This is a genomic window from Leptospira venezuelensis (assembly GCF_002150035.1).
Classification (GTDB): domain Bacteria; phylum Spirochaetota; class Leptospiria; order Leptospirales; family Leptospiraceae; genus Leptospira_B; species Leptospira_B venezuelensis.
In genome coordinates, this window is the sequence record NZ_NETS01000005.1 from 1 (window position 1) to 16,518 (window position 16,518).

The 16,518-nt window shown below is 37.4% G+C and carries 20 protein-coding genes; all 20 read right to left on the reverse strand.

The genetic code is table 11. The features are described from left to right. A partial coding sequence (locus B1C82_RS00240) for a hypothetical protein (protein WP_157894075.1) occupies positions 1 to 282 on the reverse strand: 282 nt, incomplete at its 3' end. A gap of 603 nt (positions 283 to 885) precedes the next feature. Then, positions 886 to 1,617 carry a hypothetical protein gene (locus B1C82_RS00245; RefSeq protein WP_086445618.1) on the reverse strand — a complete coding sequence of 244 codons (732 nt, stop codon included), beginning with the start codon at positions 1,615 to 1,617 and terminating at the stop codon, positions 886 to 888. 193 nt (positions 1,618 to 1,810) lie between these two features. Then, complete coding sequence (locus B1C82_RS00250; protein ID WP_086445619.1) at positions 1,811 to 2,119, reverse strand: antitoxin; 309 nt, start codon at positions 2,117 to 2,119, stop codon at positions 1,811 to 1,813. Then, a complete protein-coding gene (locus B1C82_RS00255) occupies positions 2,116 to 2,403 on the reverse strand; it encodes a BrnT family toxin (RefSeq protein ID WP_086445620.1) in 288 nt (95 codons plus the stop codon). Before B1C82_RS00255 ends, B1C82_RS00250 begins: the two co-directional genes overlap by 4 nt. Before the next feature lie 397 nt (positions 2,404 to 2,800). After that, on the reverse strand, positions 2,801 to 3,115 hold the full coding sequence (locus B1C82_RS00260) for a hypothetical protein (protein ID WP_086445621.1): 315 nt from the start codon (positions 3,113 to 3,115) through the stop codon (positions 2,801 to 2,803). A gap of 186 nt (positions 3,116 to 3,301) precedes the next feature. Continuing rightward, a complete protein-coding gene (locus B1C82_RS00265; protein WP_086445622.1) occupies positions 3,302 to 4,603 on the reverse strand; it encodes a hypothetical protein in 1,302 nt (433 codons plus the stop codon). A gap of 365 nt (positions 4,604 to 4,968) precedes the next feature. After that, the gene (locus B1C82_RS20775; RefSeq protein ID WP_234008520.1) at positions 4,969 to 5,115 is read right to left on the reverse strand and encodes a type II toxin-antitoxin system RelE/ParE family toxin; all 147 of its coding nucleotides are present in this window, start codon (positions 5,113 to 5,115) and stop codon (positions 4,969 to 4,971) included. 909 nt (positions 5,116 to 6,024) lie between these two features. Beyond that, positions 6,025 to 6,675 (reverse strand): alpha/beta hydrolase, encoded by a 651-nt coding sequence (locus tag B1C82_RS00285; RefSeq protein WP_162494913.1) that lies wholly within the window; start codon positions 6,673 to 6,675, stop codon positions 6,025 to 6,027. 202 nt (positions 6,676 to 6,877) lie between these two features. After that, on the reverse strand, positions 6,878 to 7,702 hold the full coding sequence (locus tag B1C82_RS00290) for a hypothetical protein (RefSeq protein WP_086445623.1): 825 nt from the start codon (positions 7,700 to 7,702) through the stop codon (positions 6,878 to 6,880). Between the two features lie 221 nt (positions 7,703 to 7,923). After that, a complete protein-coding gene (locus B1C82_RS00300; RefSeq protein ID WP_199775845.1) occupies positions 7,924 to 8,220 on the reverse strand; it encodes a DUF7660 family protein in 297 nt (98 codons plus the stop codon). Positions 8,221 to 9,253: 1,033 nt separating this feature from the next. After that, positions 9,254 to 9,559, reverse strand: a complete 306-nt coding sequence (locus B1C82_RS00315) for a HigA family addiction module antitoxin (RefSeq protein WP_086445628.1) — start codon at positions 9,557 to 9,559, stop codon at positions 9,254 to 9,256. Between the two features lie 12 nt (positions 9,560 to 9,571). Further along, complete coding sequence (locus tag B1C82_RS00320) at positions 9,572 to 9,853, reverse strand: type II toxin-antitoxin system RelE/ParE family toxin (RefSeq protein WP_086445629.1); 282 nt, start codon at positions 9,851 to 9,853, stop codon at positions 9,572 to 9,574. Between the two features lie 305 nt (positions 9,854 to 10,158). Further along, complete coding sequence (locus tag B1C82_RS00325; protein WP_086445630.1) at positions 10,159 to 10,530, reverse strand: DUF7674 family protein; 372 nt, start codon at positions 10,528 to 10,530, stop codon at positions 10,159 to 10,161. Between the two features lie 218 nt (positions 10,531 to 10,748). Beyond that, positions 10,749 to 11,489 (reverse strand): hypothetical protein, encoded by a 741-nt coding sequence (locus tag B1C82_RS00330; RefSeq protein WP_086445631.1) that lies wholly within the window; start codon positions 11,487 to 11,489, stop codon positions 10,749 to 10,751. Positions 11,490 to 11,688: 199 nt separating this feature from the next. Next, positions 11,689 to 12,084, reverse strand: a complete 396-nt coding sequence (locus B1C82_RS00335; RefSeq protein ID WP_086445632.1) for a hypothetical protein — start codon at positions 12,082 to 12,084, stop codon at positions 11,689 to 11,691. Positions 12,085 to 13,212: 1,128 nt separating this feature from the next. Further along, positions 13,213 to 13,962, reverse strand: coding sequence for a hypothetical protein (locus tag B1C82_RS00340; protein ID WP_157894077.1), 750 nt, complete (start codon positions 13,960 to 13,962; stop codon positions 13,213 to 13,215). Positions 13,963 to 14,163: 201 nt separating this feature from the next. Then, on the reverse strand, positions 14,164 to 14,574 hold the full coding sequence (locus tag B1C82_RS00345) for a hypothetical protein (RefSeq protein ID WP_086445634.1): 411 nt from the start codon (positions 14,572 to 14,574) through the stop codon (positions 14,164 to 14,166). A gap of 272 nt (positions 14,575 to 14,846) precedes the next feature. Then, on the reverse strand, positions 14,847 to 15,515 hold the full coding sequence (locus B1C82_RS00350; protein ID WP_167373737.1) for a DUF4145 domain-containing protein: 669 nt from the start codon (positions 15,513 to 15,515) through the stop codon (positions 14,847 to 14,849). Between the two features lie 257 nt (positions 15,516 to 15,772). Further along, positions 15,773 to 15,973: a toxin-antitoxin system, antitoxin component gene (locus B1C82_RS00355; protein ID WP_086445635.1), complete on the reverse strand. Its 201-nt coding sequence runs from the start codon at positions 15,971 to 15,973 to the stop codon at positions 15,773 to 15,775. A 1-nt stretch (position 15,974) separates the two neighbouring features. Beyond that, positions 15,975 to 16,268: a BrnT family toxin gene (locus B1C82_RS00360; protein ID WP_086445636.1), complete on the reverse strand. Its 294-nt coding sequence runs from the start codon at positions 16,266 to 16,268 to the stop codon at positions 15,975 to 15,977. Positions 16,269 to 16,518 lie beyond the last annotated feature (250 nt).

Here is a 16,518-nt window from a genome sequence, read left to right on the forward strand (position 1 = left end):
ACATAAGGAGTTTTCACTAGCAACTAAGTGAACCGTGTTTCCAACTAAAGTATACTTCCCAGAATTTCCTCCACAGCCTTCACCTATAAATTCTTCAATATAACTGTCGTCCATTTTAAACGTCATCATATTCCCATAAGAAAATAACATTCCAAAACTAGACCATTGGTTTTTGAGCAATTTATCCTTTGTTAAAATGCCAAGTGGAGTATTTGTTTCTTCTTTTATGCAGCTAACTAGTAGTATTATTGTAAATAGAATATTTTTTTTAATAGTTTTCATTGTTCATCATGGCGTATAACGACCAAGGTGCTCCGACGTTCGCAACGGCACGAACTTGCGCAAGCAAGTGCAGTGACGGACGCGAATGTGCCGAAGGCCAAGCGAGCGGGTTGCGAAGCAAGCCCCGAGCGGCGCGGAGGCACCGTAAGTTATCCGACGTTTCAGCCACTATTACTAAATATTTTACACCCTGCGAAGCGGAAGAATTTATTATAACAAACTCTGTCCGCCTCTCTATGCTATCATCAAACACCACAAGCCGCACTAAATGAAAAGCCTGAATCGTAAGATGTACTTCAAAGCATAGCGGGTATTAGAAAAAAGCAGCTAATTAATTATCAAGCGACCAACCGCTTGAGTTCAACGAATGCAAACCTTGAAATTAAGAAATAAACAAAAAAACAAATTATGGCTGAAATGTTCGGATAACGACCAAGCCTTGGCGACGTTCACGACGGCACGAGCTTGCATAAGCAAGCGCAGTGACGGAAGTGAATGTGGCGAAGCCTGGAGCGAGGGTGCGAAAGCAGCCCGAAGCGTAACGCCAGAGGCGAAAGTTAGGCGCAGTTTAAAAGAATTAGAAAATCATTTGAATTATTATTGCTATTCAAAGACACTTCTCGAAGATTCTAAAGGATAATCGGCATCTATTCTTTCATAGAGAATTTCATTGTCACTATTTTTTACGCGAGTAGCTGAAACCCATTTCCCTTCGATTTTCTTAAGTCTCAACATCTGAGTAAAGCTGCCATTTCGAGCAGTCATAAAAATGTTATAAGCTTGCTCCGGATCATGCTCAATATTCCAGGCGCCGACCATACTAGCGTGAGTTGGAATCATATTACCCAGAGGTATATTAGTATCTGGATATCCCATATTAGCAAGGTTCAGATTATCCTTTATAGTTTCAAATTTTTGTAAATCAACAATTCGAACGTGGACATCATAAAGTGGATGTTTTCCGTTATGAATCACAGTGAGAATTCCCATATTGGAAAGATTATTGATTGAGCCAATTTGAATCATAGGAAAGCTTTTCCCGCCGGATATGTGGTCTATCATTTCGTTAGATTTCTGTTCAATATTATTTGCTAAAGTTGTCAACTTCGATTGAACAACTTCAAAACTACTCTCTACTCCGACTTGCTTTTTAATTCTAAATATTTGACCCGTCATCCAACTAATAAGGAAAAAGGCTGGGGCAAACATATTTATAAACGCTTTTAAGGTCCATGATTGATTTGGTGCGGCTCCAGAAACATTATAGAAGGCCCAAAATAAAGATAAAATCAGCGGAAATGTAAATTCTCGAAAAAGTTGTTTTATAATTTTCATTTTATAAAGATCCTTTTAAATTGCGCCTAACGACCAAGGTGTTCCGACGTTTCACGCTGGCGCGAGACTTGCCCTGCAAGGCGAGTGACAGTAGTGAAATGTGGCGTAGCCCGAGCGAGAGTCGCGTTAGCGATCTCGAAGCGTAGCGGAAGCACCGAAAGTTATACGCAGTCGTGTATCTGATTAGATTAAATTATTTTTCAACCAGCTTACCAGTAACAAACTTATGGATTAAACTAGATATTAACGTCTGATAAGGAAGACCTTCTTCAAACGCCTTTCTTTGAATAGAATCTAAATCAATTTGATTTAATCTTATATTAATTCTTTTATTCTTGCTCAAAGTCTTGGAGGCAGCTTTTCGATATAAATCCAATTTCTTCTTTTTATCTGAAGATGAGATTGGAACCCACTCACCTGCTTCGAAAGAATTAAGTATGTCCTGCTCTTCTTTGGACATAGAGGGAGATTTAGTAATAGTATTGGTTATCCTTTTTTTCATTCTTCACCTTCTCTATCTTTAATATAATCTCTCGTGGCTTTTCTACTTGGGATTATTGTTTTAAGAAATATTTCACTCTTTGATTCAACAAATGGGACCAAATACGCATAACCATCAAGTTCAATTACAAAGATTTTCTGTCCTGGATATTTCTTCGAATTTGGATGATCATAGATGTCCAAGAGAAATCCTTTTTCAATTTGAAATAAGATATCTTCGAAAGAGATACCTCTTTCCTCTCTAAGCCATTCATTCTTATCTGAATCCCAAGCATATTCTTTCACTCAGATCAATTCTGATGACAATGTATGCCTTTTGTCAACTAGTTAAATTTTCCAAATTCTAAGCTTTTAATCAAGTTTCTATGAGATGCAAAAAGGAACTCCGGTTCTATTAAAGTATGATTTTAACACGATTGCGTATAACGACCAAGGCTTGACGACGTTGGCGTGCTGAACGAAGTGAAGACAGGCATGAGAATTGCTCTGCAATTCGAATGACTGAGCCAATGTGCCGAAGGCCAAGCGAGAGTTGCGAAGCAATCTCGAAGCGACGCGTCAGAGCCGACAGTTAGGCGGCGTGACAATTCTAACAATAAAGTTTTCTACTTCACCACTTTAATCCTAAGAGCATAAAACATAAACTTAAGACAGCAGCAAATTAGAAAATCGTATGTTACGCTTACTTTAGTCCATACTCTTTATTTAAATCTAAAATATAGTGACCGATAATTATATTTTTCGAATGATCGTTAACTAAAACCAAAAAAATGTTCTTATGGGTTTCAGCAGAAATGAGAATATGGTCATAATCATTATCCATTCTATAAATATTGCTTACTTCATGATTCGAGAATGAGATCCCCTTAAAATCATTTTTAGAGATCTCATCATAATATTCCCAAAAATTTGTAGTTATTCGATCATCTCCTTCTTTAAGCTCAGCTGGGTTAGAGATAGATTTTCTAAATTCATTTTCTTTTAGTAATTTAATCATATTTTTGTCATGCCGCCTAACGACCGAGGTGTTCCGACGTTTACGACGGCGCGAGCTTGCGAAAGCAAGCGCAGTGACGGAAGTAAATGTGGCGTAGCCCGAGCGAGTGGTCGCGTTAGCGATCCACGAGCGGAGCGGAAGCACCGATAGTTAGACGAAGTGCTCAAGTATCACAAAACTGAAATTCTATTCATTCAAAGGGCTATTAACAAAATCTGAATTTCCTTCTTCATCTTGTTGTGTTTTAATCTCTTTTTCTGCATCTTCAAATATCTCTTCGCTGAAATCTTTATTGTAGATTTCCTTAAATGCCCGTAAAAATCCTTCAGTATTGCGAAACTCACGCAAGAGAGGCCATTCTTTACAATATTGTTCAGTCAACTCTTCCCGAACAGCGGGACTTTTCATTAAAGTTTCTGCTAATTCAAATTTATTTTCCAGAACCGCTATGGCGAAGTGATACTTTGGATGGAATGGGGTCCAATCAATAGAATGTAACAACTGCTCAAATGGCTTTTCTTGATATTTCAAAGCGATGCATAAATTAATAAGAAAATAGTATTTCATTTCTCCTTTAGAGACCAGTACCTCAGGGATATTCATTGCAAACTGAAACATTCTTTCTGCAAGTCCCCAGCGTTCCTCAATTAATAAATCAACTGATTTATTATTCAGACTTTTGTCCGCTTCTTCAAGTGAATCCGGAAATAATCTCCTTACGGAAGCTTGTACAATTCTTTGAGCAAGCTCATAGAATATATCGATAGATTTCTTTATATAAAGATCGCTTGCAGAAAGATATGAGTCTTCTTTAATTTTTTCATTTATGGGAATGTTAAATTTTTTACAGTTATTAATATAATCAGATGAAACTGTTCCACCGGTATGCGCAAAAAGATTTCTGCGTTCAGTGATTTCTAAGAAATCTTTCCAAAAAGGAAAATTATCAATTATACCCAATTTCAATTTAGTATCTATGAATGAGATCTGATTAAAATGCGAATCACGCATCAAAGACTCAATCTCTTTGTAAATAATTTCATCCTTGAAAGCTTCTAACGAAACAATTTCCATTACGTCTTTGTAAGATATCTTCTTCTCTACATTTTTAAGCCAGCCTGGATTTTGTTCGTAAGACACTCGCAGGACCCCTGAAAAAAACTCATCATATTTAGATACTATCGTAATAATGATAGCCTGACGAAACATCATATCGCCTCGTCGCATCTTGCGTATATGACTTGCAAATTCTTTGATATCCTGAAAGGACTTAAATCTAATTCCTTGTCCCTTTTCGGTTTGAATTTCCTCGGAAACCTCTTTAATCCTAAGACTTCTTTCTTCATCTTTACTTTGCAGAACAGGCAGCACCAAAGATACCATTTCTCCGATACAATCTAGATCATTTAAAAAGGCAGAAAGAGTAACAAAAAGAACCTCCCAAGGATCTAATTTCGTCAATCTATCTTCATCGATTTCTTTTGACATCTTTCAGTCCTACTCTATTCTTTATTATATTTTTGAGCATTTCGTCTAACGACCAAGGGTTGGCGACGTTCCGCGAGTGCGTAAGCACTTGGCATGAGACTTGCCTCTGCAAGGCGAATGACAAAGCGGAATGTGGCGAAAGCCTGGAGCGAGGGTCGCGTAGCGATCCCGAAGCGTAACGCCAAGCCGATAGTTATACGAAGGTGCCAATATATTTAAGCAGATTATTTTAACAATCGAGCTGAATGATGAATAGTAACAATTTCAATATTTTGAGAGTTGCCTACTCTATGGACTATTCTATAATTTCCAGATAGTCGTTCACGAAGATTTTCAATATTGAATTCGGGGACTACCCTACCCATTCATGGAAAGTTTGGTATATTCTCTACAACATCTATTATTTTATTCACAACATTTAATGCATAAACTTCAGAGTCTTTAGCAATATAATCGTAAATATCTTGTAAATCCGATTTGGCTCTAAGAGACCAAATTATCTCTTTCGCCATTTAGTTATTTCTTCTAAAACTTGTTTATGCGAAATTATTTTATTGCTATCTAAATCTGATAAGCCTTCCTGAACTTTCTTTGAGAAAAAAGTTCCTCCATGATATCATCAAATGATGAATCATCTGGCAAATTCTCGATAAGATCAAGAGCCTGTTGCTTTGTCGAAGACATGATTTATATTTAGGTTTTCAATCTATTATTGTCAAATAGAATTTAGATGACTATTAGTCATCAAACTCGGCCTATCTTCTTTATACTATTTCATATATGCAGAATTTTTTTTGGCACTTTCGTATAACGTCCAACGCTTGGCGACGTTCCGCGAGTCCGTAGGACTTGGCGCGAGAATTGCTCTGCAATTCGAGTGACAAAGCGGAATGTGGCGTAAGCCCAAGCGAGCGGGTCGCGTTAGCGAACCCCGAAGCGCAGTGCCAAGCTGTTAGTTAAGCGACGTGACTGCACGGACAACAATAGTGTCCGAACCCATTCTCTACTTATAAAAAAATTTAATACGGACAAATTGCAGAAATCTACAATATTCCATCCGTTTCATTCGCACATTCTAATTTAATCTTAGTGAAACAGTTACGCATTAAAGCGGTTACCTTAAGGCTATATCGCAGGCCAGCACTCCACTAGTGCGTTGAAACGCATGCTCATAGATAGAAATCTAAATAAATCTTAGAAAAAATTCACAAGAAATCCAAGCTTCAAAACTAAAAAATAATAATAAAGAAAATTTGCAGTCATGTCCGCTTAACGACCAAGGTGTTCCGACGTTTGCAATGGCGCGAGACTTGCTCTGCAAGGCGAGTGACAGAAGCAAATGTGGCGAAGCCCGAGCGAGAGTCGCGTAGCGATCTCGAAGCGGAGCGGAAGCACCGATAGTTAAGCGCTGGTTGAGTTTCTTAATGAACTTTTAAGATCTCTCTCAATTTCAAAGAAATTTCATCTGCTTTATTCAAAACCATAAAATGACCTCCATCGGCAATAGAAATCGGAGCTTTTATGAGCTTAAATGGAAATAATCTATCATTAGTTCCATGCAAATGAATTAAGTCAGATTGATAATCTTGATTATCCCATTTTAATATAGATTTCAAGGCCCATTTAAGAAAGCTACCGTCAGTATTTGTTATGAAACTTTTTAAAAGATCTATATCCTCTTTAGAAGTAATTCCGAAATAGTAGCTTAAAATTGGGTTATATAATTTTAGCAAAAACGATGGAATTATGCTAATTAGCCTTAGAAAGCTAATAATACGATAAATTACAGGCTTCTCTGAATTCGATTTAATACTTGAGATAATAACGATTTGTTTTACTAAGATGTGTTTCGAAATCTCCAAAGCCATTATCCCACCGAAAGAAACACCCATTAAAATAACTTCATCCTTTAAATCAATTTGGCTTAGTAATCTCTTTGAGTATTTTGAAAGAGGTTCATTTAATTCTGGCTTTATCCAAGATATATATTTTATATTTATATTTCCGAAATTGAGCCTATGAAATACTCGTTCGTCCGCCCCTAACCCACTTATTAAATAGATGTTCTTCACTTTTTCTTTTTACGGAACATTTAACGCAACTGGCGCTTAACGACTAAGGCTTGACGACGTTGGCGAGCTGAACGTAGTGAAGACAGACACGAGAATTGCTTTGCAATTCGAGTGACTGAGCCAATGTGCCGAAGGCCAAGCGAGAGTTGCGAAGCAATCTCGAAGCGATGCGTCAGAGCCGACAGTTATACGCCGTGACAACTTAAATCTCAAATATTGCATTAATATTCTTCTTATAACATTCAAGACAATCAGGCCTTGCGACTGAAGTGATACAATCCTTTCCACAGCTATGGCAATATTTCATATTCAATTTAAAATCAGAGTTTTTAAACCAATTTAAGTGACATCCCCTACATAAAGGTTGTTCAGCCTTTTTCATAACCCTTTTCTGACATTCAATACAAAATGAATCTTTATTATAAAAAAGATCAACCACTCTATCTGGAACAAATGGATAATTATTAGGAACGATATAATTCTCCAAATCATAGATATGAGCGCGATTTAAAATCAAATCTTCGATTGGAAAAATATATGGATAAATATTTTCGGTCTTCTCGTAAAACAAACCTAAACAGATTAAAACTCGATTTTTGATATTTAGTTCTAAAAATCTAGCATATTGATTTTTCGAAATGAAATCGATTGTCCCAATTCTTTTGATGTCTGCGTTTAATTTAACTTTTTCCTTTTCTGTTCTTTTCTTTAACTCGAACTCATTAATAAGATTTTCTATCTCATCCAGAATCTTCGTGATATTTCTATACTTACATTCTACATAAAACTCAATATTAAGATCAGTATCTTTAAATTTATAATCAGGTAATAAAGAATCTTCCACGTAGTCTTTTGAATTTTGGTCATAATTATGTGTCTTGTGAAGTAAGTTATAAATGTCTTTAGGAAAGAGAACTTCCCTTACAAATTCTTCATATTCTTCTCCATTTGCAAAAGATTTAGGCTTATGTAGCTTTTTTGCAAAGACTTTCGAGATATATTGCAGTATTTGTTCTAGTTCATTCATATCTTGTCATGGCGTATAACGACCAAGGTTTGACGACGTTCCGCGAGTCCGAAGGACTTGGCACGAGGCTTGCTTCGCAAGACGAGTGCCAAAGCGGAATGTGCCGAAGGCCAAGCGAGAGTCGCGTAGCGATCTCGAAGCGCAGCGTCAGAACCGACAGTTAGACGCAGTGGCATTATGCAGATTACCTAGAGCCTTTTCTTACTCGAATAGTTCTCATTCTATTCATAAATTTTCCCACAATAGAGAAAGGTTGCAAATTTATTCCACAAATTATCACTTATTCCCTGGCTTTTACCGAAATCGCTAGCATCTGCCCAAGCAATTGCGCTATCAAAATAAGCGCCCAATGTTATATTCTCCCAACCGTTATGAGTTGAATCAAAAGAATTTTTAGGCGTTCTTTTTTCAAATTCAAGATCTTCATTTATTTCTTTTAACAAAGCCTTTGCAAAATTTAAAAATGAATCTTCGTCGTGAACCGTTTCCAGTAAGTTATGTAATTCCATTTCTTTCATAATGATTTCAATACCAAAGCAAACAAATCAGACGTAAGGAATATTCATTAGCATCTTGATTAACTAAATGTGAAAAATTTATGCCATTGCGTCTAACGACCAAGGTGTTCCGACGTTTTGCAGTTGGCACGAGCTTGCCGCTGCAAGCGCAGTGACAATGCAAAATGTGGCGAAGCCCGAGCGAGTGGACGCTTTAGCGATCCACGAGCGGAGCGGAAGCACCGATAGTTAGACGTCGTATTGATTCTTCAATCAGCTGAAGTAGCATAACCAGTAACCGAAATGCATCTCGTAAAAAAATAGAATTCGTCAGTAAATTTAGCATTTTTAAGTCCTTTTTTCCCGGGCGCGTGCTTCAACGCATCTATAATCGCGAGATTCATTAAGGGATGCGGAGGAGAACTGAAAAAAGGACAGTGCCTACCGGAAACAAATATATCTTTGTCACTCACGTTACTTGGGTTCATATCTACAACCTTATAGTAACCCCAACTAACAGTAGTTCCACAATTTATAATTATGGAAGCGATCGTTATGAGAGCCAATCTGATCAATTAACTTTTTTCCTTTTCGACATAGTATATTAATACGCAAGGAACCAAAGACCGACGATGACTAAGCACAATTTCTAGATTTTCAATCTTTGTTTTTCCCGTTGATTTTCTAAATTTCTCCAAAGAATCTCCAATGATGGTGGGATACCTACCGCAATGTTCGAATTCTTTCTTCTCTACATGTTCGTTTAAATATTTTGCTTCAGATAATTCTATATATCCGATTGTCTCAGACATCGAAACACAGGAAGTAATGAGAAAAGAAACTGCTATTAATTTTTTCATTGTCTTTAACATTAAGAATACATTTGTCAATATGACGTCTAACGACCAAGGTGTTCCGACGTTTGCGAGGGCGCGAGGCTTGCCACTGTAAGACGAGTGACGGAAGCAAATGTGGCGAAGCCCGAGTGAGTGGTCGCGTTAGCGATCCGCGAACGTAGCGGAAGCACCGATAGTTATACGCCGTGCTTTATTTATTAACTAGCTTGAAGTTCTTGAAACTTCTTAATCGTTTTTAGTTCACTTTTAAGCTCATACTGCTTAATTTCTAAATCATAATGGGCCTGTATTGATAACCAAAACTCTGGAGAATTACCAAAAAATTTAGAAAATCTAAGTGCAGTGTCTGCAGTAATAGAACGACGACCATGAACTATTTCACTAATTCGTTTCTGATCAATATGAGTTGATTGAGCAAGCTTATAGGCAGTTATTCCCATGGGTTTCAAGAAATCTTCTAATAAGATTTCGCCAGGATGGATATTCATTAATTCTTTATTCATCACTTATTCTGCCTAATGATAATCGACTATCTCAACATTTGAAGCATTCCCATTTTCCCAAGAAAAGCATATCCGATATTGCATATTTATACTTATGCTATACTGGCCTTGCCTATCCCCAGACAATGCATGAAGTCTATTTCCGAGAGGAATTTTTAAATCTTCAATATTCTTTGCGCTATCTATGTGAATTAATTTCCTTCTAGCTGTTCTCTGAATTTCTTTCGGAAACTTTTTAGAAAACTTACCTAACCAAATAATTTCAGATTCTTTATCGTAGAATGATAGAATCACAACCTATGATAGCGCTGGCCACCACTGGTGTCAATCACCATTATTTATAAATTTCTATAAAATTTTACAAATCTTGTCAAGTGCAGAGCTAATGAATTTTATTGCTTTAAATGATATTTAAAGCATGGCGTATAACGACCAAGGTGTTCCGACGTTTTGCGTTTGGCACGAGCTTGCTACTGCAAGCGCAGTGACAATGCAAAATGTGGCGTAGCCCGAGCGAGAGTCGCGTAGCGATCTCGAAGCGGAGCGGAAGCACCGACAGTTAGACGACGTTTTGAAATATATAATGAAAATTCAAATATTCAGAGATTCTGAATATATTCTCTCGTCTTCTTTCCAAAGAAAGTTTTTATTTTGTTGAATATCGCATCGTCATTCAAATTTTCAAGAAAGCAAGTACAGACTGCGTTATTTAAATTGCTAAACTCACTCTGAAAGCTATCCTCAATAAAATTAAACAATTTCGTTAATTGCTCTTCCGATAATTTTTCAAAGCTTTCCGTGAAATAATGGCTAAATTCAGCAAAAATACCGTGTATAGTAATAGCCGTTTTCTTTTCGATGAAAATTGAACCATCAAGGTATATTTGAAAATTCGGAAAGATTTTTATTAGATCCTTTAATAGTGCATCACTACTTCCAGCATCATCTAATAAAATAAAATCTAAATTCATTGCATTTATTATGGCAGAAGGTATTCTTTTAAAGTTTTATTGTCTAAAATAAATATTTTCAAAATGTCGGATAACGACCAAGGTGTTCCGACGTTTGCGATGGCGCGAGTTTGCCCTGCAAACGAAGTGACAGAAGCAAATGTGGCGAAGCCCGAGCGAGAGGTGCGTTAGCAATCTCGAAGCGTAGCGGAAGCACCGACAGTTAGCCGAAGTGGAATTTAATTTTGCGTTATTTCATTTAAGTATTCAATTTGATTATCGTTGAGATACTTGTAATTGATTTTTATTTTATTAGGAGCATTTTCTTTAAGAAAGAGATATATACCTCGGATCAACGGGATAGCATTTTCAGACAATGGGATAGAATTTCCTGCAGCAAAATAGCCAATTTCATTTAGCTTAATACGCTCATCGCCAATATCCAGATCAATAGAAAGTTGATAATGTGATTTACTTTGTGTAGCTTTAATTATTAAATCTGAAATCTCATGATAACTAAATTCTTTTCGGTGAAATAATGTAACAATTCCAGAAATATATATTTTCTTCGGAGTTACAATTACATAGCTCTTAATAGTATAAAGAGCTACTAGTGCAAATACCGAGAATACCCCCAACAGTTGGCGGTTGTATGTTCTAATCTCCTTTTTCTTTAGCTTCTTATCAATAAATCTCCACTTCAAAATTAGTAACAAGGTAGGAAAACCTATAATCCCGGTTATCCATAAAAGAAGCATTACATGCATGCCACCATAATAGGTACCAATTACATTTTCTATTCCTGAGGCCACAGCAACTATTTGCAAAAATTTTTGAACGAGAATGACTCCGAATAAAGCATAGGCAACAAATGGGGAAGCGATTATTAGAATAATAGGAAACATTAGAATTGTCCCTAAAATATCCGAGCTATCGCTTACATTCTTTCTCCTATTTACTTTCTTACTACTTCTTTGCATATGAATTCCATTTCGGCTAACGACCAAGGTGTTCCGACGTTTGCGATGGCCCGAGCTTGCTCTGCAAGCGAAGTGACAGAAGCAAATGTGGCGAAGCCCGAGTGAGTGGTCACGTTAGTGATCCACGAACGGAGCGGAAGCACCGTAAGTTAGGCGTAGTTTGGCGCTAATAAAAGTAAGACAGATTATTATAGAATTACTATAATTTTGCCCGAACAAATTTATAAAAATCGGAAGGAGGAGGAATATTAGGCCAATTAAAACTATCGAGAGTCGCTAATGCGCGAATCCGAAGCCTTATCCACATAATGTCAGAAGCCAAGGCTTCAATAGTCCAATGTTGGGCATTAATATCGCCACTATTCTGATCTAGTATTGAGTCAATTTCATCTAATAATTTAGTTTGTTCCTCATTCAAAGTGTTACCCAAGTCATTTTTAACAGCTTGATATGCATTATCAAAATCAAGAGCAAGTTCGTCAGCTATACAAACAAAATCAGGAAAAAGCTTATTCTGAATTTCTGCCGATTGAGCAAGCGCTTGGAGAGCGTATTTTAGTAAGATTAATTTTTCTGTAATAGGCAGATTAGTCATTTGGATAATCCTATTTGCTTATCAAGATCAGGCCGTTAGTAGAATTAGCAATTTAGTTGAGCTTAACTTATTCACTTTGATAATCAAATTCTCGCCAAATTGCGCACAACGACCGAGGTGCTCCGACGTTCGCAACGGCACGAGTTTGCTAATGCAAACGAAGTGACGGAAGCGAATGTGCCGAAGCCCGAGCGAGTGGTCGCGAAAGCGATCTACGAGCGGAGCGGAGGCACCGCAAGTTATCCGACGTTTCAGACACTATTACTAATAAATTTACACCCTGCGAAGCGAAAGAATTTAGTGTAACAAAATCTGTCCGCCTCTCAATGCTATCATCAAACACCACAAGCCGCACTAAATGAAAAGCCGGAATCGAAAGATGCACTTCAAAATATGGCGGCTATTAGAAAAAAGCAGCTAATTAATTTCCAAGCAACCAATCGTTCAAATTTAACGAACGAACAACTCGAAATTAATAAACAAACAAAAAAACAAATTCTGGATGAAATGTTCGGATAACGACCAAGGCTTGACGACGTTGGCGAGCTGAACGAAGTGAAGACAGGCACGAGAATTGCTCTGCAATTCGAGTGACTGAGCCAATGTGCCGGAGGCCGAGCGAGAGTCGCGCAGCGATCTCGAAGCGAAGCGTCAGAGCCGCAAGTTAGGCGCTGTATCGCTCAAAACACAGTGCACCAAAGCTCTACTCTATAATATCTACTACCAAAGCAAAGGTAAAGCAAAGAAGAATTTGCTATTTAAATATAAAGTAGCGAACCCTTTTCGATTCTTTTGATGAAAGAGATGCAAGAGTTCTATTAAATTCCTAACATACTGTAGAGCTTTTCAAGCCTACGATATAAAACAAGAAAAGGGTGAAAAGCGACCCGACTTTAAGTGGATTCTCATTTGATTTTAAAACAGAATTCAAAACTTCTATCTTAAAAATAAAAAAGAAAATCGCGATATTGCGCCTAACGACCAAGGCTTGACGACGTTTGCGATGGCACGAGTTTGCGCATGCAAACGAAGTGACTGAAGCAAATGTGGCGAAGCCCGAGCGAGTGGTCGCGAAGCGATCCGCGAGCGGAGCGGAAGCACCGATAGTTATACGCCGTGCAAATTTCTTTAAAAAGAATATCCCACAGAAAGATGAATCAAAGCAGTTATAACTTCAGGTTCCTTAAACATAGCTGCCTTAGTAAAAGCTATATCTAATAAGGAACTTGGATAATTGTTAGGAAGAATTCCTCTTTCATCAGAATAAACATATACTTTGTCTTCACTGTGAATAGTTTTCAGAAGACCAAATTCAAACTTTATAAAGAAACCATCTAACGTTTGCCACTTAAATCCCCCTCCAAATGAAGAGAATATGGCATTTTTACGCTCCGCAGTATAAGATAGAGAATTAGTATGATTGCCAGGCAGAATTCCTGGAACATTCTGATCATAACTAACTTTAAATCCATAGTCCGGCAATATTCCAAGGTGCGTTGATATAAAGAAAATACCATCAAAAGGAAAATAGTTAAGATATATATCAGAAGAAAACTTTTTTAAATTTTCAAATTTATCGCATGCTGGACCAATAAAAAGAAAACTATTATAATCTTGCCGAGGAATACAACTTAGGGAGTTGTTATCTATAAAATCATTCCCTAATCTTCTAAGCGTTCTATGAAAATTTAAACCAATTGTAAGATTTCCTTTGATGTGATAATCAAGACTAAGAGTTTCAAGGGAGAAATTTCCATTTTGAGAAATACCTAAGCCAATATCGAATGGTTTCTGTTCTCGCAATTGTTTCTGAGTAAGATTCTGGCTATATGCAGCTGTAGAGAATACTAATAAAATAAGAATGAAAATTTTCTTCATCAATTTCCCTTGTGTTTGCATGGCGTATAACGACCAAGGTGTTCCGACGTTTGCAATGGCACGAGACTTGCTCCTGCAAGGCGAGTGACAGAAGCAAATGTGGCGAAGCCCGAGCGAGTGGTCGCGTAAGCAATCCATGAGCGAAGCGGAAGCACCGATAGTTAGGCTATGGATGGACTTTAACTACCTTTACTTTCCGATTTATCCAACCAATAATTTCATAATAGGCTCCAGTATGCCAAATTTTCCTAATACCCCTAATGCAATTATGAATATAAGCAGCTTAATTGGATATAGTAACGTTGAGATCCCAATAACAAGTAAGAAAATATGTATTTTGAAAGGACCTTTTTTATAATTCGGGTCATTATGAAAATATTTATAATTCAAAGATTCCGACTTATACATTTGCAAGAAGACAATAGAAAAAAATACGAAGACAAATAATTTTAAGAGGGAAATTGCAACATTTGAGTCTTGTTTACCAAACCCTGAGTCCTCCATTAGCGCACAGATCATTGCTATTGGAATATAAATTATCATATAAGAAAAGGTCGTTTTAGTAAAACTTCTTTTTTCTTCTTTAATTTTCTGCTCTAAATCGCTATCCATCAGTCTCTCATTCTGACATATTCATGTTAATTCTATCAACATGCAATTGATCAAATTTCACTCTTTAGAAGCGAATAATTTTTGTTCAAATGTAAATTTCCATCTGTCGCCTAACGACCAAGGTGTTCCGACGTTCGCAATGGCGCGAGTTTGCTCTGCAAACGAAGTGACGGAAGCGAATGTGGCGTAGCCCAAGCGAGAGTCGCGTAGCGATCTCGAAGCGCTGCGGAAGCACCGATAGTTAGGCGTAGTGCTTTCTCGATCGAAACGTTTTACTTCTTATTTGTATTGTCTCTTTTTTCAATTTGCTCTTTACTATTTTTGGGGAGCCGTTCGAATAGAGACTTTAGCTTCTGGGGTTTTGAAATTCTATCTTCTATTATTTCGTTTACTAAATCGAATAATGGCAACGCTACTTCCTCAATATCTTCTTCATTTAGTTCTCCCGGGTGCACTGCTTTATTTCCGATCACGCGCACTATGTCTAACGCTTGTTGCACTTCAACAGGAAGTCCTTTTGAAACTAAATTACCTATATCAGAATTAAGATCCTTACCAGGCTCTCCTAAATGAACACATAATTTTTGGATAGATAGGCGCAATAATGCACATGCTCCTTTAGATGAGATATTGATAATGCTGCGTGCTTCCATATAATCTTTCTTAACGTTCTCAGGCATATATGGATGCGGTAATGGAGCTCGAGATCCATCGGGTATAATCATAATGGAGTTTATAACTACATTTTCCTCATTAACCTGAGTAAACCAATAGTTATCTTCGTAACAATGAGCACATCGAGCAAGGTATATAGGCGTTCGTTCACTTCTATATGGGCCCAAAGTGCTTGTTGTCTCTGACCACTGCATATTGGCAAACGCACCACAAACTGGACAGCTATATGCTCTTAATTTAAATTGAGGGGGAATAAATTTGCTCATATAGATTTATTAATCCTTTCTATACTGAAATTTTGAAGCATTACGCCTAACGACCAAGGCTTGACGACGTTGGCGACTCTGAGTCTCCGAAGGAGACGTTAGAGACAGGCGCGATCTTTTGCCAAGCAAAAGGCGTGACTGGAGACAATGTGCCGAAGGCCAAGCGAGAGTCGCGTAAGCGATCTCGATGCGAAGCGTCAGAGCCGACAGTTATGCGATGGTGGCGGGTATGGAAAATGAATTATGAAATCTGCGTACTATAATAAAGAATCATGTAATTCCATTTCCTTTTGCAAAATGGAATTAATAATCGCACTTAAATCTTTCTTTTTTTTCGCTGCGATCTTTTGGTAGTATTCTTCTAATGCCGGATCCAAATACACCGGGAAATGAAGATCTTTCAAATCTTTTGAGTAAAGATTGCGCTTGCCTTTAGAAAAATCGTATTCTTCTCTCATATCAATCAATTTCGCTAGAATAATATTGCTGCTCTTCAGACTTAGTAGCTTTTCTTGCCGAAACTATTCTTATAATTTCTTCATCATTTTTCGATTTATCAACAAAAATTACAACGGCAATTGTCAAATCTCGGACTTTGCCTAAAGCAACTAATCTTTCCTCACCTATTGAATGATCTGGGTCAGGTAAATAGATTGTTTTAGCGTCGGCAAAAACAAAAGCCGCTTCAGTGAAACTAAGACCATGTTTTTTAAGGTTTACTTTCTCTTTTTCGACATCCCATTCAAAACGCACTTTTTAAGCATAAAAATAGCTATATATATGTAAAGTCCTTTTCGAAAGTTTTAAATACACAATTTAAACTCTTGAATGAGGTTCTTCATTGGGTGAAAAAAGTATATTCCCCGCCACTTTCGTATAACGACCAAGGTGTTCCGACGTTCGCAACGGCGCGAACTTGCGTAAGCAAGTGCAGTGACGGACGCGAATGTGGCGCAGCCCGAGCGAGTGGTCGCGTTAGCGATCCACGAACGTAGCGGAAGCA